Origin of the sequence: Phenylobacterium sp. (assembly GCF_019636135.1) — a bacterium.
Lineage (GTDB): Bacteria > Pseudomonadota > Alphaproteobacteria > Caulobacterales > Caulobacteraceae > Phenylobacterium.
The window spans coordinates 29,403-54,641 of sequence record NZ_JAHBYD010000028.1; the positions used below are offsets into that span (position 1 = coordinate 29,403).

Sequence of the window (25,239 nt, forward strand, 5' to 3'; positions counted from 1 at the left end):
AAGGACCGGGATGACAATCGGTGGGGAGGTCAGTCCAGCCGCCTGATCCTGATGTTGCGGTAGGCCACGGCGTCGCCGTGGTTCTGCAGCGCGATGTGGCCGGTCGCGCCCTTGCCGAACATCGGCCAGGCCCTGAACTTGCTGGCGGCGACCTTGGCCTTGAAGTCATCCGAGCCCAGGTCGTACTCGACCACCTTCACGCCGTTCAGCCAGTGCTCGACATGGCCCTTCTCGATCAAGATGCGGCCCTGGTTGTACTCGCCCACCGGCTTGGTTACGGCGCCCTGCGGCGCGTAGAGGTCGTAGAGGGCGCCGGCCCGCTGCCGCGGCGGCTCGCCGCGGCTGTTGTCGAGCACCTGGTACTCGGGCCCGCTCCAGTAGGTCTCGTCGCCGTCCTCGGTCACGCGGTACATGACGCCCGAGTTGCCCTTCGGGCCGATCTTCCACTCGAAGGCCAGGTCGAAGTCGCCGAACGTGGCCTGGGTCATGATGTCCCGGGATTTCTTGGGGTCGGGGCTGAGCGCGCCGTCGGCCACATGCCAGTCCGGCGCCGCGGTCCTGAAGCCGCGCCAGCCGGCCGTCGTCCTGCCGTCGAACAGGAGCGTCCAGCCGGCCTCCTTCTCGGCGGGGGTGAGCGTGTTCATCGGCTGGGCAAGGGCTCCCGTGGCCAGGACGGCCAGCATCACCCCGAACGCGAACGCCTTCATCACCGCTCCTTCAGAGCCCGAGTTTCACCAAGGCCTGCTCGACCGCGGCCTTCGCCTCGGCCGACGGGCCGGGGTCGGCCGCCCGGCTCTCGTTGCCGATGTAGCCGATGTCCCTGAAGCCTTCCTGCGTCGTGTAATAGGCGCCGACCACGAGGTAGCGGAAGCGCCTGAAGAAGGCCTTCGTCGCCTCGTCCGTGGCCTTGGGCAGGGCGGCCAGCCAGGCCGTGCGCTGGCCTGCGTCGCTCATCACCTCGATCAGCGGCTTCAGGCCGTCGCGGATGATCGGGCGGTCCTTGAGCTGGTCGGGATAGGGCGCGCTCACCCACTCGTCGATGAAGTCGGGCACGCCGAGCGCGGTGGCGGCCGGCGCGGTCCCGCTGGCCGGCAGGATGAAGTCGCAGAGGATCGCGGCGGCCTGCAGTTCCGTCTTCGACAGGAGGCGCGGCCAGGGCGCCTTGGCGGGCTTCACGAGGTTCGGGTCCGTCCCGTAGCCCTTGGCCGGCTTCTCGCCGGGCGCGCAGCCGCTGACCACCACGCCCGCGCCCGTGGCGGCGCCGACCGCGCCGATCCAGGCGATGGCGGTGCGGCGGTCGATCTTCGGGACGTAAGGCTTCGGATCGTCGCTCACAGTGCGCCCTCCTTCGCGAGCTTCGCCAGGTTGTCGGCCGAGCGCCAGGCCAGCGCGATGATCGACAGGGTCGGGTTCTTGTCGGGGCTGGAGACGAGGACCGCCCCGTCCATGACGAACAGGTTCGGCACGGCCCAGCTCTGGCCGTACTCGTTGACCACGGAGTCCGTCTCGGACGCGCCCATGCGGGCGGTGCCGACCTCGTGGATCATCTCGCCGCCCTTGGAGATGGACTTGCGCCCGTCACGCTCGGGCGTGCCCAGCGGCTTGCCGCCCAGCCTGTCGATCACCTCCAGGAAGGTGGTGGTCATGTGCGCCGCCTGCCGGGTCTCGCTCTCGCCCCACTTCCAGTGGAAGCGCAGCACCGGGATGCCCCACTTGTCCTTCACCTTCGGGTCCAGCTCGCAGTAGCAGTCGTCGTTCGGGATCATCTCCCCGCGGCCGTTGAAGCTGATCAGGCTGCCGTAGCGGCGGCGCAGGTTGGCGCGCAGGTCGTCGCCCACGCTCATGTCGTCGTCGGCCAGCACGCGGGCCGCGCCCATCGAGGGCATGCCGCGGCCGCCGCCGAGTTCGATGTGGTAGCCGCGCGGGAAGCCCAGCGCCTTGTGTTTGTCGTAGCCCCACCACGGCACGTAGAGGTGCTCGACGCTCATGCCGTCGTCGTTGGTCGGCGGCAGGCCCTCCAGCGCCGGGAACTGGGCGGTGACGTTCAGGCCCACCGAGTCCATCAGGTAGCGGCCGACCATGCCGTGGTTGTTGCAGAGGCCGTCGGGGAACTTCGGGCTCTTGGAGTTGAGCAGGATGCGCGCCGTCTCGCCCGAGCCCGCCGCCAGCACGACCGACTGCGCGGTCGCCGAGCGGTGCTGGCCGGTGACGCGGTCGACCCAGGTGACGCCCTTGGCCTTGCCCGCGCCGTCGAGGTCGACCTGGTAGACCAGGGCGTTGCAGGTGATCGTCAGGTTGCCGGTCGCCCTGGCCGGCGGGATCAGCACCGTCGTCGACTGGAAATTCGCCCCGATCGCGCAGCCGCGGCCGCAGGGCGTGGAGAAGACGCACTGGTTGCGGCCTTCCATGGGCTGGGTGACCACCGCGGCGTGCATCGGCACGACCGGGATGCCCATGGCCTCGAAGCCGCGGGCGTAGAAGGTCTCGAACGCGCGGGCCGGCGGGTTCTGCATCAGGCAGCCGGGCGGCGAATCCGGCGTGTTGGTCAGGCCGCGCGGCGGGGCGGCGCCCGAGACCCCGATCAGCTTCTCGGTCCTGTCGTACCACGGCGCGAGGTCGGCGTAGGTGAGGGGCCAGTCGTAGCCCAGGCCGTCGCGCGACCGCGGCTTGAAGTCGAGCTCGCCGAAGCGCAGCGAGATCCGGCCCCAGTGGTTCGTCCGCCCGCCCAGCATGCGGGGGCGCCACCAGGTGAACGCCTCCGACCCCTCGGCGACGGTGTAGGGCTCGTTCGGCACCTCCCAGCCGCCGTCGACGGTGGCGTCGTAGAAGCCGAAGGGCTTGTCCGGCGTCGAGGCCCCGCGCAGCGGCGCCTCGGCGTTGATGTTCCACATCGGGGTCTCGGCGACGGGGTCGTAGTCGCGGCCGGCCTCCAGCATCAGGACCTTCAGGCCCGATTTCGTCAGGTGGTAGGCGCTCATCCCGCCGCCGGCCCCGGAGCCGACGATGATCACGTCATAGGGCTCGGCCACGCTTCCCTCCCCCGCATCTCGTTACGGCAGCCTAGGCTCGGTTGGCCGCTGTGGGGAAGGGTGGCGTGCGGCGCCGCCTGGCCGGGCGGCCTGAGGGATGTGCCGGACGCTCACCCCTTCAACGCTCGTCATCCCGCGAACAAGTCGCGGGATGACGATCAGGGAGAAGTTGAAGTCACAGCCGCTCGGCGTGCCAGCGCAGGTGGTCGTCCATGAAGGAGGCGATGAAGTAGTAGCTGTGGTCGTAGCCGGGCTGGCGGCGGAGCGTCAGCGGGATGCCGGCGTCGCGGCAGGCGGCTTCCAGCAGTTCCGGTTTGAGCTGGTTCTGCAGGAAGTTGTCGGCCTCGCCCTGGTCGACCAGCAGCTCGGGCAGCCGCGCGCCGTCCTCGATGAGGGCGGTGGCGTCATGGCGGCGCCACGCGGCGCGGTCGGGCCCGAGGTAGCCGCCCAGCGCCTTCTCGCCCCAGGGGCAGCGCATGGGCGAGGCGATCGGCGCGAAGGCCGAGACGCTCTTCCAGCGGCCCGGATTCTTCAGCGCCAGGGTGAGCGCGCCGTGGCCGCCCATGGAGTGGCCGGTCAGGCCCTGGCGAGCCATGTCGGCCGGGAAGTTGGCGGCGATCACACCGGGCAGCTCGGAGACGACGTAGCTCTCCATCCGGTAGTTCGCAGCCCACGGCGCCTCGGTGGCGTCCACGTAGAACCCGGCGCCCAGGCCGAAGTCGTAGGCGCCCTCGGTATCGTCGGGGACACCTTCGCCGCGCGGGCTGGTGTCGGGGGCCACGAAGATGAGGCCCAATTCGGCGCAGAGGCGCTGGAAGTGGCCCTTCTCGGTGACATTGGCGTGCGTGCAGGTGAGGCCGGACAGGTACCAGACCACCGGCCGCGGCCCGGGCTGCGGCGGCAGGAACACCGAGAACGTCATCGGCGTCTTCGTCTCGCGGCTCTGGTGGCGATAGACGCCCTGGACGCCGCCGAAGGCCTTCGTCGTCGAAACGGTCTCGAGGGTCACGCCGGTCTCCGTGGGTCTTGAGCCCGCGGGGTCAAGCACGCGGCTGGCGCGGCGGCAAGCCGGTCAGACGATGATCGGGCAGTGGGAAGCGCCTATTCGGCGTAGCGCTTCCAGTCCTGGACGATCGGCGAGGCGGCCGCGCCTTCCGGCGCGGGGATCTCGACCACCCGCTCGGGCACGTCGTCGTATTCGAGCCGCAGCGCCTTCGTGGTCGTGGCGTGCAGGCTGTACATGCTGACGAAGTAGCTCAGCATCAGGATGTGGTCGTCCGAGAGGTGGTTGCGCAGGATCTCGAACAGCCGGTCATGCACCCGGCCGTCCTGCAGGATCAGGCCGTCGACGTAGGCCAGCACGGCCCGCTCGGTCGGGGTGTAGAGATCGACCACCTGCCAGTAGGGCACCGCCTCGATCTTCTCCTCCGGCACGCCCAGCCGCCGGGCGGCCTTGCAGTGCTGCGAGAAGACGAAGTGGCTGCCGCGGCCGTAGCCGGTGCGCAGGATGGCGAGTTCGCGCAGGTGCGGGTCCAGCGAGGCCTCGGCCATCGGGAACGCGCTGAACGCCTTCAGAATGCCCGGGACGTTGGCCCAGGCGGTCCACCAGTTGCCGGGCGTGCCGGTCGATGTGCCCGGTTCGGCGACGGGATCGCGCGTCGCGCCGAAAATCTGGTCGTACAGCGCCTTGACGTCTGCTGTGGCCTCTTCGCGCGGCACGAGTTTGATTCTCGGCATCGGGTGCTCCTGGACTTCTCAGCCTGACGCTAGTGACCCGCCCATGTCCCCGCCAAAGCAGAAATATTTGGCCCGCGGGCAATTTGGTTTGGCGTGGGGCGTCGCGGCAAATCCGATTGCCGGGCGTGACAATTTTCTTGCTCCAACGCAGCGCCGGGGCCGGTTCCTGGAGTACGCGCCGTAGCCGCAGGGGCGCCTTGCGCCGTGTGAGCCGATGGAGCCCGAAACCGACCTTTCCGGGATCGAGGCGCCTGGGGACACGACCTTCCTCCCGAACGTCATGGCCCGGCTTGTCCGGGCCACCCATTGGGCCGTGAACTCGTGCTGATCCGCAGCGTCGATGCTGCGCGAAATCCTGGAGCGCACAACCCAGTGGGTCCCCCGGACGAGCCGGGGGATGACGAGCGAACAGGGTCCGGCGCTAGAGCGCCGCGACGCCCGCCTGGGCGACGACCATGTCCTGCTCGTAGTGGCCGCCGCTGACGCCGATGCCGCCGACGTTCGCGCCGTCGACCTGCAGCGGATAGCCGCCGCCGAACACGATCAGGCGCGGCGTCTTGACGATGCCGTGCAGCAGCGGCGGGTCGTCCTTGATGAAGTTGAACCAGGTGTCGGTCGAGATGCCGAAGGCGGCGGCGGTGTAGGCCTTGTCCTGGGCGATATCGACGCTGAGCAGCGCCGCGCCGTCCATGCGCGAGAAGGCCTTCAGCACGCCCGACTCGTCGACGACGGCGATCACCATCGGCACGCCGATCTCGACGGCCTTGGCCTCGGCGGCGCGGATCACCGCTTGTGCGGCCTCGGCGGTGATCGAGGCCTTGCTGATCGTCTTGGCGCCCATCGGCGGCTCCTCCCGGTTTCACTGGCTTCCGCTCTAGCGGACGCAGGATAGCGGCGAACCGGGCAAAAGATTTGCGGCCCCCGACAAATTATTTGCCGCTGGCGGACCTGCCGGGCGCAGTCGAGGATCGCGGCCCTTGCTTGGGGAGGGACGGCCGATGGCGGCGAATATCCTGGTCGCGTTCTATTCGCGGGGCGGCTCGGTCGAGGCCTTGGCGAAGGCGATCGGCGAGGGCGCCGAGGCGGCCGGCGCGGCGGTGCGCCTGCGCCGCGCCCGCGAGCTGGTGGGTCCCGAGGTGATGGCCCTGGCGCCCGGCTGGACCGACAACGCCGCGCGGATGAACGCCGCCTACGAAGCCCCGACGCTGGCCGACGCGGAGTGGGCCGACGGGATCATCCTGGGGGCGCCGACCCGGTTCGGCTCGCCGGCCAGCGAGCTGCGCGCCTACATCGAGGGGCTGGGCGCGCTCTGGGTCCAGAACAAGCTGAACGACAAGGCCGGCGCGGCCTTCACCTCGACCGGCACGCCGCACGGCGGCACGGAGGCCACGATCCTCTCGTTCTACCCGACCCTGTCGCACCTGGGCTTCGTCATCGTGCCGAACGGCTACGGCGCGCCGCTCTCGCGCCAGGCCGGCACGCCCTACGGCTCCTCGTCGGTGGGCGCCCCCACCGGGAACGACCTGGAGATCGCCCGGCACCAGGGCGCGCGGGTCGCCCGCGTGGCCGCGGCGCTGCGTGCGGCGCGGGGACTGACGGACTAGCGATCGCGTTCAACCCGAGCGCCCGGCCGCAAATCCGGTTTGTCGCGGGGCGGCATTTTTTGGCTATGCCCACGGGGCGGGCCCGAACCTAGCATCGCGCCAAAATCGGGGGAGGGGAGGCAAGAGATGACCGCGCCAGCGGCCGCCAAGGCGGCGTCTTCGCCCCCCGCCGGATACGTCTGGTTCGTCGTGGTCGCGCTCAGCCTCATCAACATGGTGAGCTATGTCGAGCGGCAGATCCTCACCCTGCTGTTCGCGCCCATCAAGCGCGACTTCAACCTCACCGACACCGAGGTCAGCCTGCTGGCCGGCGCGGCGTTCGTGATCTTCTTCGTGATCTTCGGCCTGCTGTTCGGGCGCATGGCCGACAGCGGCAACCGCAAGCGCATCATCCTGATCGGCGCGATGTTCTGGGGGCTCGCGACCACCTGCTGCGGGCTGGCGCAGAACTTCATCCAGCTCTTCCTCGCGCGGATCTCGGTCGGCATCGGCGAGGCGAGCCTGAACCCCTCGGCGCTGTCGATCCTGACCGACACCTTCCCGCGGGATCGGCTGACCCGCGCGATCAGCATCTATACCGGCTCGCAGTACGTCGGCGCGGGCCTGGCCCTCGTGGTGGGCGGGCTGGCGATCCACTTCGTCGCGATGCTGCCGCCGATCGCGCTGCCGGGGCTGGGCGTGCTGCGGCCGTGGCAGCTCACGTTCGTCTTCGTGGGCCTGGGCGGCCTGCTCTTCACGATCCCCGCGATGTTCATCAGGGAGCCGGTGCGCAAGGGCCTGGCCGCCGAACCCTCGGCCGAGGAGAAGGCCCGGCGCCGCTCGCAGTTCGCCGCCTTCTTCGGGACCAACAGGCGGATGCTGATCTGCCACTTCGCGGGCTTCTCGCTCTCGAGCATGCTGGGCTTCGGCAGCGCCGCGTGGATGCCCACCTTCTTCATGCGGGTCCACGGCTGGGCGCCGCAGGACATCGGCTACGTGATCGGGACGATCATGGCCGTGATGGGCCTCTCGGGCGCGCTCGTCGGCGGGCGCCTCGGCGAGTGGCTCGAACAGCGCGGCATGAAGGACGTCTATTTCGTCCTGCCGATGTGTACCATGAGCACCAGCATGCTGTTGCTCATCGGCATCGTGCTGTCGCCGTCCGACAAGGTGGCGCTGGGCCTGCTGACGTTGTCGACCTTCGTCGGCACGCTGCCGCTCTCGCTGATCACCGCCTCGCTGCAGGTGGTGTCGCCCAACCAGCTCCGGGGTCAACTGGCGGCCAGCTTCAGCTTCGTGGGCAACATCCTGGGCGTGGCGTCCGGCCCGACGGTGGTGGCCCTGATCACCGACTACGTCTACCGCGACGAACACGCCGTCGGCCTGTCGCTGGCCACCACCAGCGTGATCGTCACGCCGATCGTGGTGAGCATCCTGGCGTTCGGCCGCAAGGGCCTGAAGGAGAGCCTGGCGCGGGCCGCCACGCTCTATGCGGCCCCGGCGCGGGCCTGATCATCAAGCAAGGAGAACGAGCGTCATGGGTATCGGTCTGGTCGTCCGCCTGAAGGTCCACCCGGGCAAGGGCCCCGAGTTCGAGGCCGCCTTCGCCAGGCAGGCCGCCGGCGTGCGCGCCAACGAGAAGGGCAACAAGCTCTACCAACTGGTCCGCTCGCGCGAGGACAAGGACGTCTACGTCGTCATGGAGCTCTACGACGGCGAGGCCGATCTGGCGGTCCATCGCGACGCGCCGCACATGGTCGAGAACCGCGGCGTGATCGGGCCGCTGGTGGCCGAGCGCCTGGGCTTCGAGATCTTCGACGCCTGTTGAGGCTTCGGGTCGCGGTGGCTTGACCGTCGCGCCGGAGGCGGGGTTCCCTTCGGCCCCATGGGCGCCCATGGGGCGGGAGGACGCGAGACGGTCATGGATTGGCTTCCGCCGCTCACGGCGCTTCGGGCCTTCGAAGCGGTCGGTCGCTTCGGCGTCGCCGGGGCCGCGCGCGAGCTGAACGTGACGCGCGCGGCGATCCTGCATCAGATCCGCGTGCTGGAGGCCGACCTCGGCGTCATCCTGTTCATCCGCTCGAACCGGGGCCTGACGCTGTCGCTGAAGGGCCAGGAATACCTCGCCCAGGTGGCCTCCAGCTTCGACGCCCTGCACGAGAGCTCGCGGCGGCTGAAGCATCCCGAGTCCGGCCGCCACCTGGTGCTGGACAGCGTGGTCTCCTTCGCCACCGACTTCATCGTGCCCAGGCTGCACCGGTTCTACTCGGCGAACCCGGACGTGATCCTGGAGATCAAGGCCCTCAACAAATGGTACGGGCCGATCGAGTTCGAGCGCACCGGCGCCAACGTGGCGATCCGCGGCGCCGGGATGGCCGGGGAGTTCCCCGGCCTCTGGGCCGAGAAGCTGGCGCACGAGATCCACTTCCCGGTCTGCTCGCCGACCCTGCTGGAAGGCCCCGACGCCATCCTGGAGCCGGCCGACCTCGTCAAGCATCCGCTGCTAGACGCCACGGTCGCCCCGGAAGGCTGGCGCGACTGGATCGCGGCGGCGACCGAGCAGGGCGCCGACCTCAGCGCGCTCAGCCTGGAAGACGCCCGGCGCTTCGACCTGTTCAACATGTCCATGACCGCGGCCATCCACGGCGTGGGCGTCGACCTGGGCCGCTCGCCCCTGGTGGACCACTGGATGCAGCAGGGCCTGCTCGTGGCGCCCTTCGACCTTGCGGTGACGTCAAAGCGCTCGTACTGGTTGATCTGTCGCGAGGAGTTCGCGGAACGGCCCGAGTTCAAGGCCTTCCGCGCATGGCTGTTCGACGAACTGGACGCCCTCGGACGGGACTTCCGGCCTGCGACATAGTGTCGAATCCCATGTGATTTCATAGGCTTGCTGCCATCAAACTGCATTTTTCGCAGGGCAAATTTTTCGCGTCTCCGAGGGCCACCAGGGCTCGCCTAGTCTCCCCCCATGGCCGAGCCGGCGCAGGTGCGTCGCGCAAGAAGCCGCTGAAACAACATACGCCGAAGAGCGGGGGAAACATGACGGGAAGAAGCAAGCTGCTGGCCGGCGCGGCCATGGTTGCGGCCCTGGTCGGGGCCGGCGCGGCCCATGCGCAGAACGGACAGGCGGACGATGGCCCGAAGGTCGCCACCGAGCTCGAGACCCTGGTGGTCACCGCCGAGCGGCGGGCGGAGTCGGTGCAGGACGTGCCGGTGTCGGTCACCGCGCTCGGCGAACAGGCGATCCAGCGCGCCTACCTGAACAACCTCGCCGACTTCACCCGCGCGGCGCCCAACTTCACCATCGAGGGCGTCGGCTCGGTGAGCCGCTCGTCGGCGGTGGTCTACTCCCGCGGCATCGGCTTCTCGGGCATCGACGGGGGCGAACCGCCGGTCGGCGTCTCGATCGACGGCCTGGCCTATTTCACCAACGCGGGCACGCTGCTCAACACCTACGACACGGCCCAGATCGAAATCCTCCAGGGGCCGCAGGGCACCCTGTTCGGCCGCAACACCACCGGCGGCGTGATCAACATCCGCACCAACAACCCGACCCCCGACTACGAGGTCTCCGGCAAGCTCCGGGCCGGCAACTACGGCCGCTTCAACACCAACGTCGTGGCCAACCTGCCGATCACCGACTCGCTGGCGATCCGCATCGCGGCCGAGACCCGCAAGTCGGACGGCTTCTTCCGCAACCTCTACGTCGATCCGCTCACCACCCAGCGGCAGGGCGACACCCACGTCGGCGGCGACAACAGCCAGGCGATCCGCGGCAAGATCCAGTGGAAGCCGGTCGACGACCTGACCCTGATGTTCACGGCCTTCTACACCAAGCAGCGCCAGGACGTGCCCGTGGGGCAGAACGGCAACGGCCCGACCGACGCGCTCTACACGCGCGGCCCGATCACGGCGAACTCGCCGGTCGCCGGGCGTCCGGGCGTCGGCTATCCGGGCGGTCCCACCGACATCCGCACGGTCCGCCGCGACACCGACGGCGCCGACAACCTGGACCAGAAGGGCTTCATCTTCGACACCCACTACCGCACGCCCTGGGGCTTCGACGTCACCACGATCTCGACGTACCTGAAGTACCGGTCGCTGCAGATCGCCGACTTCGACGCCACGGACCTGAACTACTTCACGTCCAACATCCACACCGGCCGCAGCCAGCAGAGCGTGGAAATCCGGCTGCAGGGGAACGATACGGCCTCGCCGCTGCAGTGGCAGGGCGGCGTCTTCTATTTCTCCACCCGCCACAAGAACGACCAGACCAACATCCTGGGCCCCAGCTTCTTCGCCAACACGGCGGCGACGACGCCGGTGACGCTGCAGAACCTGGCCACGCGGACCTACGCGCGCAGCCTCGCCGGCTTCGCCCAGATCGACTACCGCGTCATGGAGAAGCTCGTCCTGACGGCCGGCGCCCGCTACACGACCGAGCGCAAGCGCATCACCAACTACCCGTCGCTGCGCGACCTCAACTACCCCTACACGGCGGCCAACATCGTCACGCCGGCGATCTCGAACCAGAAGACCTGGGACGACATCATCTACCGGCTTTCGGCGCGCTACGAGTTCAGCGACGACCTGATGGCCTACGCCAGCTACTCCACCGGCAAGAAGGCCGGCGGCTTCTCGGCCTCGGCCACCACGCTCTCCCAGCTCGACGCCTACAAGCCGGAGTCGGTCGAGGCGATGGAAGCCGGCGTCAAGTCGGACTGGCTCGACAACCGCTTGCGCGTGAACGTCACGGTGTTCAACAACAAGTACTCGAACCTGCAGGTGGGCGCGTTCCGGCCCGTCGCGGGCGGCAGCGGCCAGCAGTCGTTCGTCGCCAACGACGCCTTCGAGCGGGCCAAGGGCATCGAGGGCAAGGTGACGGCGCTGCCGATCCCCGGCCTCGAACTGAACGCCTCGGTGGGCTACCTGCACGCCCGCTACACCAGCTTCGTCTCGGCGCTCAGCTACAACTTCCCGGACCATGTCTGTAACGGCACGGTCGGCGGCGTGCCCATCCGGCAGGACCACGCCGACTCGAACGACCCCTGCTACCTGGTCCCGCCGCGTTCGCCGAAGTGGACCGCCAAGCTGGAAGGCGCCTACTCCATCGACCTCGGCGACCTGGGCGTGCTCACGCCGCACGTGGCCTGGTCGTACGAAGGCGCGCACTTCACCAACCTGACCAACGCGCCGCAGGGCTTCCAGGGCCGCTACGCGATCTGGGACGCGGACCTCACCTACGAGGATCCCAAGGACCGCTACCGGGTCTCGGCGTTCATGAAGAACGTCACCAACAAGACCCACCTGATCAACGCCAACCCGATCGCCGGCCTGTTCAACGCGAACTACTATGCCGACCCCAAGGTCTACGGGATCGAGCTGGCGGTGACGTTCCGATAGCGGCGGGTCGACGCCGCACGAAGGGAGTGGACGAGATGACGCAAGCTGCGAAGGGCTTCCGCTACGCCGGGGTCAACCATGTGGCGCTTGTCTGCAAGGACATGGCCGAGACGGTCGACTTCTACGAGAACGTGCTGGAGATGCCGCTCGTCCGCTCCATGGCGGTGCGCGACCACCAGCACTTCTTCTTCGACTGCGGCAATGGCGCCCTGATCGCCTTCTTCTGGTTCCGGGAGCCGCCGCCGTTCTCGCCGGGGATCGCGTCCCAGCCGCTGGACGTGGCCAAGGACGGCATGATGTCGGCCATCGCCTCGATGAACCACCTGGCCATCAACATCGCGCCCGAGGACTTCGACGCCTCGGTCGCGCGGCTGCGGGCCAAGGGCGTCGAGTGCCACGTGATCAACCACTCGGACGGGCCCGACGGCCACCCGCCGGAGCCCACCGAGCACACCTGGATCCGCTCGGTCTATTTCACCGATCCCAACGGCATCAAGCTGGAGCTGGCCGCCCTCACGCGGCCCTTCACGCCGGAAGACCTGCTCGTCGATCCCATGGACGAGAAAGGTAATCCCGTGCCGCTGAAACGCCCGGCGCTCGAGCCCGCCGAGTAACCTCGGTCTGTGGGGCGGTCCCCGGGGGGCCGCCCTCGGGACCCCCTTCGCACGCGCTTTGCCGCGCCGGCGCCCAACGGGGAATGATCTTCCCGTGATGCGCCAATTGTCCGTCGACAAGGGTCATTTCTACCGCGTAATAGCCCGCGAGTTCCAGGCGGCCACGCGTGTGTCCGGCTGCCCGACCTGCTGACTATGAGAGACGACTGATGACCCCGCCCGAGCGGCAAGGCCTGTACGATCCGAGGAACGAGCACGACGCGTGCGGCGTGGGCTTCGTCGCGAACATCAAGGGCCGCAAGTCGCACGAGGTCATCCAGGCCGGCCTGCAGATCCTGCTGAACATCGACCACCGCGGCGCGGTGGGCGCCGACCCGCTGGTGGGCGACGGCGCGGGCATCCTGGTGCAGATTCCCGACGGCCTCTACCGCGCGTGGGCGAAGGCCGAGGGCATCGACCTGCCGCCGGCCGGCGAATACGCCGTGGCCATGTGCTTCCTGCCGCAGGACGCCCTGACGCGCGCCGCGGCGCTGGAGCAGTTCGAGCACTTCCTGCGCGTCGAGAAGCAGCCGCTGCTGGGCTGGCGCGACGTGCCCGTCGACACCACCGGCCTGGGCGAGGCCGTGCTGGCCTCGATGCCGGTGATCCGCCAGGCCTTCGTCGGCCGTGGCCCCAACGTGAAGGACCAGGACGCCCACGAGCGGAAGATCCTGGCCGTGCGCAAGCAGTTCCAGAACCCGCTGGCGGAACTGGCCCAGAAGCGCGGCCTGCCCTCGCTGACCGATGTCTACCTGCCGTCCTTCTCGACGCGGACCGTGGTCTACAAGGGCCTGCTGCTCGCGGGCCAGGTGGGGAGCTTCTACGAGGACCTGCGCGACGCGCGCTGCGAGAGCGCGCTGGCCCTCGTCCACCAGCGGTTCTCGACCAACACCTTCCCGTCCTGGAAGCTCGCGCACCCCTACCGGTTCGTGGCGCACAACGGCGAGATCAACACCGTCCGCGGCAACGTGAACTGGATGAACGCGCGCCGGCGCACGCTGGAGAGCGAGCTCCTGGGCGCCGACCTCAACAAGATGTGGCCGCTGATCCCGCACGGGCAGTCGGACACCGCGTGCCTGGACAACGCACTGGAGCTGCTGGTCGCCGGCGGCATCCCGCTGGCCCAGGCGGTGATGATGCTGATCCCGGAGGCCTGGGCCGGCAATCCGCTGATGGACGCCAAGCGCAAGGCCTTCTACGAGTACCACGCCGCCCTGATGGAGCCGTGGGACGGCCCCGCCGCCGTGGCCTTCACCGACGGCCGCCAGATCGGCGCGACCCTCGACCGCAACGGCCTGCGGCCCGCCCGCTTCGTCATCACCGACCAGGACCATGTGATCATGGCCTCGGAGGTGGGCGTCCTCGACGTTCCCGAGGAGCGGATCGTGCGCAAGTGGCGCCTCCAGCCCGGCAAGATGCTGCTCATCGACATGGAAGAGGGCCGCATCATCGAGGACGAGGAGATCAAGGCGACCCTCGCCGACGCCGAGCCCTATGAGGAGTGGCTGGCCGACACCCAGTTCAAGCTGGAAGAGCTGAGCCTGGAGAACGTGGCCGGCGAGCCCGGGCCCAACGATCCCGACGCCCTGCTCGATCGCCAGCAGGCGTTCGGCTACACGCAGGAGGACCTGCAGTTCTTCCTTGAGCCGATGGGCAAGGACGGCGACGACCCGATCGGGTCGATGGGGCACGACACGCCCATCGCGGTCCTCTCGCGCCGCCCGAAGCTGCTCTACGAGTACTTCAAGCAGAACTTCGCCCAGGTCACCAACCCGCCGATCGACCCGATCCGGGAGGAGCTGGTGATGAGCCTGGTCTCGATGATCGGGCCGCGGCCGAACCTGCTGGGCCGCCAGGCCGGCACGCACAAGCGCCTGGAAGTCGCCCAGCCGATCCTGACCGACGAGGACCTGGCCAAGATCCGCGCGGTGCATGAGCTGCTGGACGGCGCGTTCCGCACGGCCACCATCGACATCACCTGGCCCATGGCCGAGGGCGCGGGCGGGCTGGAGGCCGCGGTCCTGCGCATCTGCCGCGAGGCGACCGAGGCGGTGCTGGCCGACGCGAACATCCTGATCCTGTCGGACCGGGAGACGTCGGTGGAGCGCATCCCGATCCCGGCGGCGCTGGCCACCGCGGCGGTCCACCACCACCTGATCCGCCAGGGCCTGCGCATGCAGACCGGCCTCGTGATCGAGACCGGCGAGGCGCGCGAGGTGCATCACTTCTGCGTGCTGGCGGGCTACGGCGCCGAGGCCGTGAACCCCTATCTGGCGTTCCAGACGCTGGAGCACCTCCGGATCAGGAACGGCCTGGCGCTCAGCGCCTACGACGTGCGCAAGAACTACATCAAGGCCGTCGGCAAGGGCGTCATGAAGGTGATGTCCAAGATGGGCATCTCGACCTATCAGTCGTACTGCGGCGCGCAGATCTTCGACGCGGTGGGGCTCTCGTCGGCGCTCGTCGACCGCTACTTCACGGGCACCGCGACGACCATCGAGGGCGTCGGCCTGCCCGAGATCGCCGAGGAGACGGTGCGCCGCCACCGCGACGCCTATGGCGACAACCCGATCTACAAGACCATGCTGGACGTCGGCGGCCAGTACGCCTGGCGCCTGCGCGGCGAGGCGCATGCCTGGACGCCGGAGTCGATCTCGGGCCTGCAGCACGCGGTGCGCGGCAACCTGCCGGGCGAGTACGAGAAGTTCGCCAACGCCATCAACGAGCAGTCGGAGAAGCTGCTCACCCTGCGCGGCCTGATGCGCCTCAAGCCGGCCGAGGCTGCGATCCCGCTCGACGAGGTCGAACCGGCGTCCGAGATCGTGAAGCGGTTCTCCACGGGCGCGATGAGCTTCGGCTCGATCAGCCGCGAGGCGCACACCACGCTCGCCATCGCCATGAACCGCATCGGCGGCCGCTCGAACACGGGCGAGGGCGGCGAGGAGCCCGACCGCTTCAAGCCACTGCCCAACGGCGACTCCATGCGCTCGCGCATCAAGCAGGTGGCTTCGGGCCGCTTCGGCGTCACGACCGAGTACCTGGTCAACGCCGACGACATCCAGATCAAGATGGCCCAGGGCGCCAAGCCCGGTGAAGGCGGCCAGCTTCCCGGGCACAAGGTCGACAAGAACATCGCCAAGGTGCGCCACTCGACGCCGGGCGTGGGCCTGATCAGCCCGCCGCCGCACCACGACATCTATTCGATCGAGGACCTGGCCCAGCTCATCCACGACCTGAAGAACGCCAATCCCGTCGCCCGCATCTCGGTGAAGCTGGTGTCGGAAGTGGGCGTGGGCACCGTGGCCGCGGGCGTCGCCAAGGCGCGCGCCGACCACGTCACCATCTCGGGCTTCGAGGGCGGCACGGGGGCCTCGCCCCTGACCTCGCTGACGCATGCCGGCTCGCCCTGGGAGATCGGCCTGGCCGAGACCCAGCAGACCCTGCTGCTGAACGGCCTGCGCACCCGCATCGCCGTGCAGGTCGACGGCGGCCTGCGCACCGGCCGCGACGTCGCCGTCGGCGCGCTGCTGGGCGCCGACGAGTTCGGCTTCGCCACCGCGCCCTTGATCGCGGCGGGCTGCATCATGATGCGCAAGTGCCACCTCAACACCTGCCCGGTGGGTGTGGCCACGCAGGATCCGGTGCTGCGCGCGCGCTTCACCGGCCAGCCCGAGCATGTGATCAACTACTTCTTCTTCGTGGCCGAGGAACTGCGCGCGATCATGGCGCAGATGGGCTTCCGCACCGTCGACGAGATGGTCGGCCGCGTGGACCGCCTGGATATGTCGGACGCCGTCGACCACTGGAAGGCCCAGGGCCTCGACCTGTCGCGCCTGCTCTACGCCAAGCCCGCCGAGGGCCAGGACTGCCTGCGCCACCGGGATTTCCAGGACCACGGCCTGGAGAAGGCGCTGGACCACCAGTTCATCGCCGCCGCGCAACCCGCGCTCACCAGGGGCGAGCCGGTCCGCGGCGAGTTCGCGATCCGCAACGTCAACCGCACCGCCGGCGCCATGCTGTCGGGCGAGGTCGCCAAGGCCTACGGCCACGCGGGCCTGCCGGAGGACACCATCGCGCTGACCCTGAAGGGCACGGCCGGGCAGAGCTTCGGCGCCTTCCTGGCCCGCGGCGTCAGCCTGACCCTGGTCGGCGACGGCAACGACTACGTCGGCAAGGGCCTGTCGGGCGGCCGCGTCGTGGTGCGCCAGCCACCGGAAGCGCGGCGCGATCCCACCCGCAACATCATCGTCGGCAACACGGTGCTCTACGGCGCCATCGCCGGCGAGGCCTACTTCGAGGGCGTGGCGGGCGAGCGGTTCGCCGTGCGCAACTCGGGCGCCGTCGCGGTGGTCGAGGGCGTGGGCGACCACGGCTGCGAGTATATGACCGGCGGCGTCGTGGTGGTGCTGGGCGACACCGGCCGCAACTTCGCCGCGGGCATGAGCGGCGGCGTGGCCTATGTCTACGACCCGCGCAAGCGCTTCGATCCGCTCTGCAACAAGGCGATGGTCGACCTGGCCGCCGTCGAGGTCACCCCGGTCGGCGCCGACGAGGCGGGCAAGCCCAGCCAGCGGTCGATCTCGGTGGAGAACGCCGGCATGGGCGACATGCTGGGCTGGGACGCCGAGCGGCTGCGCATCCTGATCGAGCGCCACCACCTGCACACCGGCAGCGCCCGCGCCGCCGAGATCCTGGAGAACTGGGATGCGGTGCTGCCGTCCTTCGTGAAGGTCATGCCGCGCGACTACCGCCGCGCGCTGACCGACCTGGCCAGCGAGCGCGCCGCCGGCGCCGCCGTCGCGGCCGAATAGCAGATCCGGTTGGGGGTTTTCTGATGGGTAAGCCGACCGGCTTTCTGGAGATCGAGCGCCACGACCGTGGCTACGATCCCGTGTCCGACCGCCTGAAGACGTGGAAGGAGTTCGTCCGGCCGCTGCCGCAGCCCGAGCTGCAGTCGCAGGCCTCGCGCTGCATGAGCTGCGGCATCCCGTTCTGTCACCAGGGCTGCCCGGTCAACAACCAGATCCCGGACTTCAACGAGCTGGTCTACCGCGGCCAGTGGAGGGAGGCGCTGGAGAACCTCCAGTCCACCAACAACTTCCCGGAGTTCACCGGCCGCATCTGCCCGGCGCCCTGCGAGGCGAGCTGCACGCTGAACATCCCGGACACGCCGGTCACCATCAAGACCATCGAGTGCCAGATCATCGACCGCGGCTGGGACGAGGGCTGGATCGCGCCGCAGCCCAGCCCGCGCGGCACCGGCAAGCGCGTGGCGATCGTGGGCTCGGGCCCCGCGGGCCTCGCCTGCGCGCAGCAGCTCGCGCGCGCCGGCCATGCGACCACCGTGTTCGAAAGGAGCGACCGCGTCGGCGGCCTGCTCCGCTACGGCATCCCCGACTTCAAGATGGAGAAGCACCTCATCGACCGGCGCGTCCGGCAGATGGAGAGCGAGGGGGTGATCTTCCGCACCGGCTTCGAGGTGGGCTCCATGGTCACGGTCCAGCGCCTGCTGGACGACTACGACGTGCTGGTCATGGCCTGCGGCGCCGAGGACCCGCGCGACCTGCCCGTGCCCGGCCGCGAGCTCGACGGCGTGCATTACGCGATGGAGTTCCTGACCCAGCAGAACAAGCGCAACGCCGGAGACGACGAGGCGACCGCCGCGCCGAACGGCACGCTGTCGGCCAAGGGCAAGCATGTGGTCGTCATCGGCGGCGGCGACACCGGGAGCGACTGCATCGGCACCTCGAACCGCCAGGGCGCCGCCTCGGTCACCCAGCTCGAGATCATGCCCGCGCCGCCCGAGCACGAGGACAAGGCGCTGACCTGGCCCGACTGGCCGCTGAAGATGCGCACCTCGTCGTCGCAGGCCGAGGGTGTCGAGCGCGACTTCGCCGTCGTCACCAAGCAGGCGATCGGCAAGGGCGGCAAGGTGGCCGCCCTGGAATGCGCCCGCGTGGAGTGGGTCGACGGCCGGATGCGCGAGGTCGAGGGCTCCGGCTTCGAGCTGAAGGCCGACCTGGTGCTGCTGGCCATGGGCTTCGTCGGCCCGCGCAAGGCGGGCGTCGTCGCGCAGAGCGGCGTGGCGCTGGACCCGCGCGGCAACGTGAAGGCCAGCGTCGCCGACTACCGCACCTCGGACGGGCGCATCTTCGCCTGCGGCGACGCGCGCCGCGGCCAGTCGCTGGTGGTCTGGGCGATCCGCGAGGGCCGCCAGTGCGCCCGCGCCGTCGACGAGCACCTGATGGGCGTCTCGACCCTCCCGCGCTGACCGCGACCGGCCTCGGCGCCGCTGGCGCGGCGCGGCCCTCGCCGCTAAGGGGAGGGCATGAAGGTCGGCCTGATCCAGACGCGCACGCCCGCCAGCCACGCCGCGGCGCTGGCGCATGTCCTGCCGCTCGTGCGGGAGGCGGCGGCGGGCGGCGCGCGGCTCATCTGCACGCCCGAAGGGACGAACATCCTGCAGAAGGACCGCGAGGCGCTGCTGCCGCAGCTCACCCTGCTGGCCGACGACCCGGTGGTGAACGGGCTGCGCGACGCGGCCCGCGCGCTCGGTGTCTGGATCGACGTGGGCTCGGCGCTGGTGAAGCGCGAGGAGGACGGTAAGGCGGCCAACCGCCAGGTGCTGATCCGGCCCGACGGCTCGGTGGCGGCGACCTACGACAAGCTGCACATGTTCGACGTCGACCTGCCCACCGGCGAGACGGCGCGCGAGAGCGCCACCTACGAGCCCGGCGACCGGGCCGTGGTCGCCGAGGCGGACGGCCTGAAGCTGGGGCTCACCATCTGCTACGACCTGCGCTTCCCGGCGCTGCACCGGGCGCTGGCGCTCGCGGGCGCCGAGGCCTTCCTGATCCCGGCGGCGTTCACGCGGCCGACGGGCGAGGCGCACTGGGAGGTGCTGATGCGCGCCCGCGCCATCGAGACCGGCAGCTATGTGATCGCCGCCGCGCAGGGCGGCTTCCACGAGGACCGGCGCGGCACCTACGGCCATTCGCTCGTGGTGGAGCCGTGGGGTGCGGTCATTGCGCAGCTTGACCACGACGAGCCGGGCGTGCTTCTGGCCGACCTCGACCCCGCCGCCGTGGCGAAAGCCCGCACCGCGATCCCCGCTCTGGCCAATGCGCGAGCGTTTTCAGGCCCCTAAGAACCGCCCGATGATCCGCTACGCTCTCACCTGCGACCATGACCACGCGTTCGAGGGGTGGTTCGGCTCGTCCGCCGACTACGACGACCAGCAGGCGCGCGGCCTGCTCGAATGCCCGCTCTGCGCTTCGAAGGCGGTGCGGAAGCAGATCATGGCGCCCGCCGTCGCCGGCACGAAGCGGACGCAGCGCGAACCCGTCCCCGCCAGGATGCAGGCGATGATGATGGAGGCCGCCGGCCGCATCCGCGCCCACGTCGAGGAGAACTTCGACGACGTCGGCGACGCCTTCGCCAGCGAGGCCCGCGCCATCCACGAGGGCCGCGCCGAGGACCGCGGCATCTACGGCCAGGCCTCGCCGAAGGAGGTGCGCGACCTGATCGAGGACGGCGTGCCCGTCGCCCCCCTGCCGCCCGAAGCGCCGAGCAAGACCGAGGTCAACTGAGCAAAGGTTGCGATGCCAAACAGGCGGTCTCCCTTCCTCCATCGAGGCGGAGGGCTTTCGTTTGGCGGACGCCGCCGTTCGAGTCCTCGCCGACTCTGCTTAGCATCGCTTGCGGCGCGTCCGGCCCCGCGGCAATCTCCGATTGCGAAGGGTGGGGGCCCGGTCATGAACGTGTTGCGTGTCCTGTCGGCGGCCGTGGTCGCGGTCTGCGCGGGCGTGTCCGCGGCCGCCGCCGCGCCGCTCGCGGCCCGGCTCTCGCGCGGCGAGACCCGGCTGGAGATGCTGACGGCCAGCATGGCGTTCGTCGAGAAGCACAACCCGCCGAACTGAGCCGGAGGTTTCCGTGAAGAGCCTGTTCGCCGCCGTTCTCGCGTTTCTGCTGCTGGTCGCCCCGGCCGTGGCGGCGCCGCTCGCCGCCTACGGCAAGCTGCCGTCGATCGAGCAGGCGACGATCTCGCCCAGCGGCCACGCCGTGGCCGTCGTGGTCACGAACGGCGAGCAGCGCACCGTGGTGGTGAAGGACCTGGACTCCGACACGGTCACGCTTCGCGGCCTGCTCGGCGACAACAAGATCCGCAGCGTGCAATGGGCCGGCGACAAGCACCTGGTGGTCGTGGCGTCGGCGACGCTGAACGCCTTCGAGCTGCAGGACGGATTCCGCGAGTGGCTCTTCGGCAATGTGATCGACCTCACGACCAGGAAGATGACGCCGATGATGCGCCGCTCGCACAAGGCGGACATGGCGACGATCTTCGATTTCCCGATCGTCCGCACCTACAGGGGCGAGCCCGCCGTCTTCGTGCAGGGCGTCGTCTTCTCGGGCGGCCGCGGCCATCTTTCGCTGTTCCGCATCGACCTGGCGACCGGCGGCGACCGGCTGGTGGCCGAGGGCGCGCCCGACACCGTGGACTGGACCGTCGACTCGCAGGGCTAGGTCCTGGCCGAGGAGACCTACAACACGGGATCGGGCGAATGGGCGCTCAAGGTGCGCACGCCGGCGGGCTGGCGCCAGGCGGCCGCGGCGACGGCGAAGATCGACCGCCCGCTCATGATCGGCCTCGGCCGCGACGGCGCCTCGGTGGTCTACCGGCAGCGGGGCGAGGACCGGCGCTGGGTGTGGCGCGAGATCAGGGCGGACGGGTCGCCCTCGGCCACGCCGGTCGGGGCGCTCGACGACGCCGGGCCGATCCGCGCGGCGCTCGACGGACGGATGATCGGGCACTACGCGCTGACGGGCGACGAGGACCGCTACACCTTCTACGATCCGGCCGACGCCAAGGCGTGGCAGGACATCGTCGCGGCCTACGGCGACCAGCGGGTGCGGCTGGAGTCGTGGTCCACCGACCGGCGCAGGATCGTCGTGCAGGTGGAGTCGAAGACCGAGGGGCCGCGCTTCGCCGTCATCGACCTGGGCCAGCGGACCGCCGACTGGCTGGGCGCGCAATACTCCGACCTCACCGCCGACGACCTCGCGCCGCGCGAGCCCGTGAAGTTCAAGGCGGCGGACGGCCTGGCGCTCGGCGGCTACCTGACCCTGCCCAGGGGCAAGCCGGCGAAGAACCTGCCGCTGATCGTCTTCCCGCACGGCGGGCCCGCGTCGCGCGACACGCCCGGGTTCGACTGGTGGGCCCAGGCGATGGCGTCGCGGGGCTACGCGGTCCTGCAGGTCAACTTCCGGGGTTCGGACGGACTGGGCTCGCGGCTCCTCGAAGCGGGGTATGGCGAGTGGGGCCGCAAGATGCAGACCGACCTGTCGGACGGCGTGCGTCACCTCGCGGCCCAGGGCGTGATCGACCCCGGGCGCGTCTGCATCGTGGGCGGGAGCTACGGCGGCTACGCGGCGCTGGCGGGGGCGACGATCGACACCGGCGTCTACCGCTGCGCGGTCTCGGTGGCCGGCGTGGCCGACCTCAAGCGGCAGGTCGCATGGTCGCGCACGCGGGGCGGCGCCAGCGCGGGCCGCTACTGGAACCGGTTCATGGGCGCCGACACCGGCGAGGAGGATGTGCTGGCGCGCTATTCCCCGGCCAACCTGGCGGCCAAGGCCGACGCCCCGATCCTGCTGATCCACGGCAAGGACGACACCGTGGTTCCGCTGGAGCAGAGCCGCATCATGGCCGATGCGCTGCACAAGGCCGGCAAGCCCGTGGAGCTGGTCGTTCAGAAGGGCGCCGACCACTGGCTCTCGCGCGGCGATACCCGCCTGGAGATGCTGACCGCCACCATGGCCTTCATCGAGAAACACAACCCGCCGAACTGAGGGCGGCGGCCGGCGGGTCGAGGGGCGCAAAATCCCGCGGCGGCGGGCTTGTGTGACCTCATTGCCACACTACATCGGGAGGGTCCGGCGGCTGCGCCCATCAGGGGCGGCCGGCGGCGATCCGCCATCCGTGGGGAAACATGAACATCGACATCTATTCCGACCGCGCCAAGCAGGCGATCCAGTCGGCCCAGAGCCTCGCGCTCGCCCGGCGCCACCAGCAACTGGCGCCCGAACACATCCTGAAGGTCCTGCTCGAGGAGCGGGACGGCCTTTCGCGCGCCCTGATCCAGAGCGCCGGCGGCCGGCCCGACGAGATCGACAAGGCCGCCGAGGCGGCCATCGCGCGCCTGCCGCGCGTCGAGGGCGGCTCGGGCCAGCTCTACATGAAGCCGGAGACGGCCCGCGTGTTCGCCGAGGCCGAGGCCGGCGCGAAGAAGGCGGGCGACGCCTTCGTCACCACCGAGCGCCTCCTGATCGCGCTCGCCAAGGAAGGCGGCGAGGCGGCCGACCTCCTGAAGGCCGCCGGGGTCACGGCGAAGGGCCTGGAGGACGCGGCTGACGCCATGCGCAAGGGCCGCACGGCCGACTCGGCCTCGGCCGAGGAGGGCTACGACGCCCTGAAGCGCTATGCCCGCGACCTGACCCAGGTGGCGAAGGACGGCAAGCTGGACCCCGTGATCGGCCGCGACGAGGAGATCCGCCGCACGATCCAGGTGCTCTCCCGCCGCACCAAGAACAACCCCGTGCTGATCGGCGAGCCCGGCGTCGGCAAGACCGCCGTGGTCGAGGGCCTGGCCCAGCGCATCGTCAACGGCGACGTGCCGGAGGGCCTGAAGGACCGCAAGCTGCTGGCGCTCGACATGGGCGCCCTGATCGCCGGGGCGAAGTACCGCGGCGAGTTCGAGGAGCGGCTGAAGGCGGTGCTGAACGAGGTCACCGCCGCCGAGGGCTCGATCATCCTGTTCATCGACGAGATGCACACGCTGGTCGGCGCCGGCAAGGGCGACGGGGCGATGGACGCCTCCAACCTGCTGAAGCCCGCCCTCGCCCGCGGCGAGTTGCACTGCGTGGGCGCCACCACGCTGGACGAGTACCGCAAGCACGTCGAGAAGGACGCGGCGCTGGCGCGGCGCTTCCAGCCGGTGATGGTGGACGAGCCCTCGGTCGAGGACACCATCTCGATCCTGCGCGGCCTGAAGGAGAAGTACGAGGTCCACCACCGCGTGCGCATCTCCGACAGCGCCATCGTGGCCGCAGCCACGCTCTCGAACCGCTACATCACCGACCGCTTCCTGCCCGACAAGGCGATCGACCTGATGGACGAGGCGGCGAGCCGCGTGCGCATGGCGGTCGACAGTAAGCCCGAGGAGCTGGACGAGATCGACCGGCGCGTCGTGCAGCTCAAGATCGAGCGCGAGGCGCTGGCCAGGGAGACGGACGCCGCCTCCAAGTCCCGGCTGGAGAAGCTGGAAGAGGAGCTCGACGACCTCGAAGGCCAGTCGGCCGAGATGACCGCCCGCTGGAAGGCCGAGAAGGAGAAGGTCAGCTCCGCCGCCCAGGCCCGGGAGGCGCTGGACCGGCTGCGCGCCGAACTGTCGGCCGCCCAGCGGCGCGGCGACCTGCAACGCGCCTCCGAGATCGCCTACGGCGAGATCCCGAAGCTGGAGAAGTCGCTCGAGGAGGCCGAGGCCGCCGAGGACGACGCGGCCGAGCAGATGACGCCCGACGTGGTCGACGCCGAGCAGATCGCCGCGGTCGTGTCGCGCTGGACCGGCGTGCCCGTCGAGAAGATGCTGGAAGGCGAGCGCGAGAAGCTGCTGCGCATGGAGGACGGCCTGCGCGGCCGGGTGGTCGGCCAGGAGGAAGCCCTGGTGGCGGTCTCCGACGCCGTGCGCCGGGCCCGCGCCGGCCTGCAGGACCCGAACCGGCCGATCGGCTCGTTCCTGTTCCTGGGCCCCACGGGCGTCGGCAAGACCGAGCTCACCAAGGCGCTGGCCGAGTTCATGTTCTCGGACGAGCACGCGATCACGCGCCTCGACATGAGCGAGTACATGGAGAAGCACTCCGTCAGCCGGATGATCGGCGCGCCCCCCGGCTACGTCGGCTACGACGAGGGCGGGGCGCTGACCGAGAGCGTGCGGCGCCGGCCCTACCAGGTCGTGCTGTTCGACGAGGTCGAGAAGGCGCACCCGGACGTGTTCAACATCCTCCTGCAGGTGCTGGATGACGGCCGCCTGACCGACGGCCAGGGTCGCACGGTCGACTTCCGCAACACGCTGATCATCATGACGTCCAACCTGGGCTCGCAGTTCCTGGCGGAGCTGGCCGACGGCGACGACGTGGAGAAGGCGCGGCCCGCGGTCATGGAGGTGGTGCGCCACCACTTCCGGCCCGAGTTCCTGAACCGGATCGACGAGATCATCCTCTTCAAGCGGCTGGGCCGCGCGGAGATGGACGGCATCGTCAGGATCCAGCTCCAGCGGGTGGAGAAGCTGCTGGCCGACCGGCGCATGACGCTGGCGCTCGACGACGGCGCGCTGCACTGGCTGGGCGACCGCGGCTACGACCCGGTCTATGGCGCGCGCCCGCTGAAGCGGGTGATCCAGAAGGAGCTGATCGACCCGATCGCGCGCAAGCTGCTGGAAGGCGGCCTGGACGACGGGGCGGTGATCGACGTCCACGCCGGCGGCGACGGCCTGGAGATCGGCCGCGCCAAGGTCCACTGACCCCCATCCCTCCCCTTCATGGGGAGGGACAGGCCGCGCAAGCGGCCAGGGTGGGGAAGTGTGGTGCGAGACCAAAGAGGGTGGGGATGATCCAGGTTTCCCCACCCGGCTCGCCTGAGCCTGTCCTCGGGCCGGCCCCTGGCCGGTCCCGGGGGGCGAGCTGTCCCTCCCCTCAAGGGCAGGGCCATCGCATATGGATTGTGGGCGGCTTGTCCGCCCGATTTATGAACCGCAGAGATCGCGGAGATACGCAGAG

20 protein-coding genes are annotated in these 25,239 nt (G+C 69.9%); 14 read left to right on the forward strand and 6 right to left on the reverse strand.

The features are described from left to right. Positions 1 to 29: 29 nt before the first annotated feature. The 6 genes from KF737_RS17735 to KF737_RS17760 all read right to left on the reverse strand — a co-directional run bounded on the left by KF737_RS17735 (position 30) and on the right by KF737_RS17760 (position 5,607). Entirely contained in the window at positions 30 to 707 is a 678-nt protein-coding gene (locus KF737_RS17735; RefSeq protein ID WP_296458000.1) for a DUF1080 domain-containing protein, read from the reverse strand. Between the two features lie 10 nt (positions 708 to 717). Next, positions 718 to 1,335, reverse strand: a complete 618-nt coding sequence (locus KF737_RS17740) for a gluconate 2-dehydrogenase subunit 3 family protein (RefSeq protein ID WP_296458002.1) — start codon at positions 1,333 to 1,335, stop codon at positions 718 to 720. Continuing rightward, positions 1,332 to 3,029 (reverse strand): GMC family oxidoreductase, encoded by a 1,698-nt coding sequence (locus KF737_RS17745; RefSeq protein WP_296458004.1) that lies wholly within the window; start codon positions 3,027 to 3,029, stop codon positions 1,332 to 1,334. The genes KF737_RS17740 and KF737_RS17745 overlap by 4 nt, the downstream gene beginning before the upstream one ends. Positions 3,030 to 3,204: 175 nt before the next feature. Then, positions 3,205 to 4,038 (reverse strand): S-formylglutathione hydrolase, encoded by an 834-nt coding sequence (fghA, locus tag KF737_RS17750; RefSeq protein WP_296458007.1) that lies wholly within the window; start codon positions 4,036 to 4,038, stop codon positions 3,205 to 3,207. A gap of 92 nt (positions 4,039 to 4,130) precedes the next feature. Then, positions 4,131 to 4,766: a carboxymuconolactone decarboxylase family protein gene (locus tag KF737_RS17755; protein ID WP_296458013.1), complete on the reverse strand. Its 636-nt coding sequence runs from the start codon at positions 4,764 to 4,766 to the stop codon at positions 4,131 to 4,133. A gap of 421 nt (positions 4,767 to 5,187) precedes the next feature. After that, positions 5,188 to 5,607 carry a heme-binding protein gene (locus KF737_RS17760; protein ID WP_296458016.1) on the reverse strand — a complete coding sequence of 140 codons (420 nt, stop codon included), beginning with the start codon at positions 5,605 to 5,607 and terminating at the stop codon, positions 5,188 to 5,190. A 157-nt stretch (positions 5,608 to 5,764) separates the two neighbouring features. Here KF737_RS17760 and wrbA point away from each other — a divergent pair, with 157 nt between their 5' ends. The 14 genes from wrbA to clpB all read left to right on the forward strand — a co-directional run bounded on the left by wrbA (position 5,765) and on the right by clpB (position 24,983). Continuing rightward, positions 5,765 to 6,370 carry an NAD(P)H:quinone oxidoreductase gene (gene wrbA / locus KF737_RS17765; RefSeq protein WP_296458019.1) on the forward strand — a complete coding sequence of 202 codons (606 nt, stop codon included), beginning with the start codon at positions 5,765 to 5,767 and terminating at the stop codon, positions 6,368 to 6,370. Positions 6,371 to 6,496: 126 nt separating this feature from the next. Continuing rightward, positions 6,497 to 7,861 (forward strand): MFS transporter, encoded by a 1,365-nt coding sequence (locus KF737_RS17770; RefSeq protein ID WP_296458022.1) that lies wholly within the window; start codon positions 6,497 to 6,499, stop codon positions 7,859 to 7,861. A gap of 25 nt (positions 7,862 to 7,886) precedes the next feature. Beyond that, positions 7,887 to 8,177 (forward strand): putative quinol monooxygenase, encoded by a 291-nt coding sequence (locus tag KF737_RS17775; protein ID WP_296458025.1) that lies wholly within the window; start codon positions 7,887 to 7,889, stop codon positions 8,175 to 8,177. A gap of 93 nt (positions 8,178 to 8,270) precedes the next feature. Beyond that, on the forward strand, positions 8,271 to 9,209 hold the full coding sequence (locus tag KF737_RS17780) for a LysR substrate-binding domain-containing protein (RefSeq protein ID WP_296458028.1): 939 nt from the start codon (positions 8,271 to 8,273) through the stop codon (positions 9,207 to 9,209). Between the two features lie 179 nt (positions 9,210 to 9,388). Continuing rightward, positions 9,389 to 11,752, forward strand: a complete 2,364-nt coding sequence (locus KF737_RS17785; RefSeq protein ID WP_296458030.1) for a TonB-dependent receptor — start codon at positions 9,389 to 9,391, stop codon at positions 11,750 to 11,752. A gap of 35 nt (positions 11,753 to 11,787) precedes the next feature. After that, positions 11,788 to 12,366, forward strand: coding sequence for a VOC family protein (locus tag KF737_RS17790; protein ID WP_296458033.1), 579 nt, complete (start codon positions 11,788 to 11,790; stop codon positions 12,364 to 12,366). Between the two features lie 209 nt (positions 12,367 to 12,575). Continuing rightward, the gene (gltB, locus tag KF737_RS17795) at positions 12,576 to 17,216 is read left to right on the forward strand and encodes a glutamate synthase large subunit (protein ID WP_296458034.1); all 4,641 of its coding nucleotides are present in this window, start codon (positions 12,576 to 12,578) and stop codon (positions 17,214 to 17,216) included. A gap of 23 nt (positions 17,217 to 17,239) precedes the next feature. Then, on the forward strand, positions 17,240 to 18,676 hold the full coding sequence (locus tag KF737_RS17800) for a glutamate synthase subunit beta (RefSeq protein WP_296458037.1): 1,437 nt from the start codon (positions 17,240 to 17,242) through the stop codon (positions 18,674 to 18,676). A 57-nt stretch (positions 18,677 to 18,733) separates the two neighbouring features. After that, the gene (locus KF737_RS17805) at positions 18,734 to 19,552 is read left to right on the forward strand and encodes a carbon-nitrogen hydrolase family protein (RefSeq protein ID WP_296458040.1); all 819 of its coding nucleotides are present in this window, start codon (positions 18,734 to 18,736) and stop codon (positions 19,550 to 19,552) included. 10 nt (positions 19,553 to 19,562) lie between these two features. After that, positions 19,563 to 19,994, forward strand: coding sequence for a DUF1178 family protein (locus KF737_RS17810; RefSeq protein WP_296458043.1), 432 nt, complete (start codon positions 19,563 to 19,565; stop codon positions 19,992 to 19,994). A 165-nt stretch (positions 19,995 to 20,159) separates the two neighbouring features. Next, entirely contained in the window at positions 20,160 to 20,324 is a 165-nt protein-coding gene (locus KF737_RS17815) for a hypothetical protein (RefSeq protein WP_296458045.1), read from the forward strand. 13 nt (positions 20,325 to 20,337) lie between these two features. Further along, the gene (locus KF737_RS17820) at positions 20,338 to 20,928 is read left to right on the forward strand and encodes a hypothetical protein (RefSeq protein ID WP_296458048.1); all 591 of its coding nucleotides are present in this window, start codon (positions 20,338 to 20,340) and stop codon (positions 20,926 to 20,928) included. A gap of 51 nt (positions 20,929 to 20,979) precedes the next feature. After that, complete coding sequence (locus KF737_RS17825) at positions 20,980 to 22,254, forward strand: S9 family peptidase (protein WP_296458050.1); 1,275 nt, start codon at positions 20,980 to 20,982, stop codon at positions 22,252 to 22,254. Positions 22,255 to 22,394: 140 nt separating this feature from the next. Beyond that, complete coding sequence (gene clpB / locus KF737_RS17830) at positions 22,395 to 24,983, forward strand: ATP-dependent chaperone ClpB (RefSeq protein WP_296458053.1); 2,589 nt, start codon at positions 22,395 to 22,397, stop codon at positions 24,981 to 24,983. Positions 24,984 to 25,239: the final 256 nt, after the last annotated feature.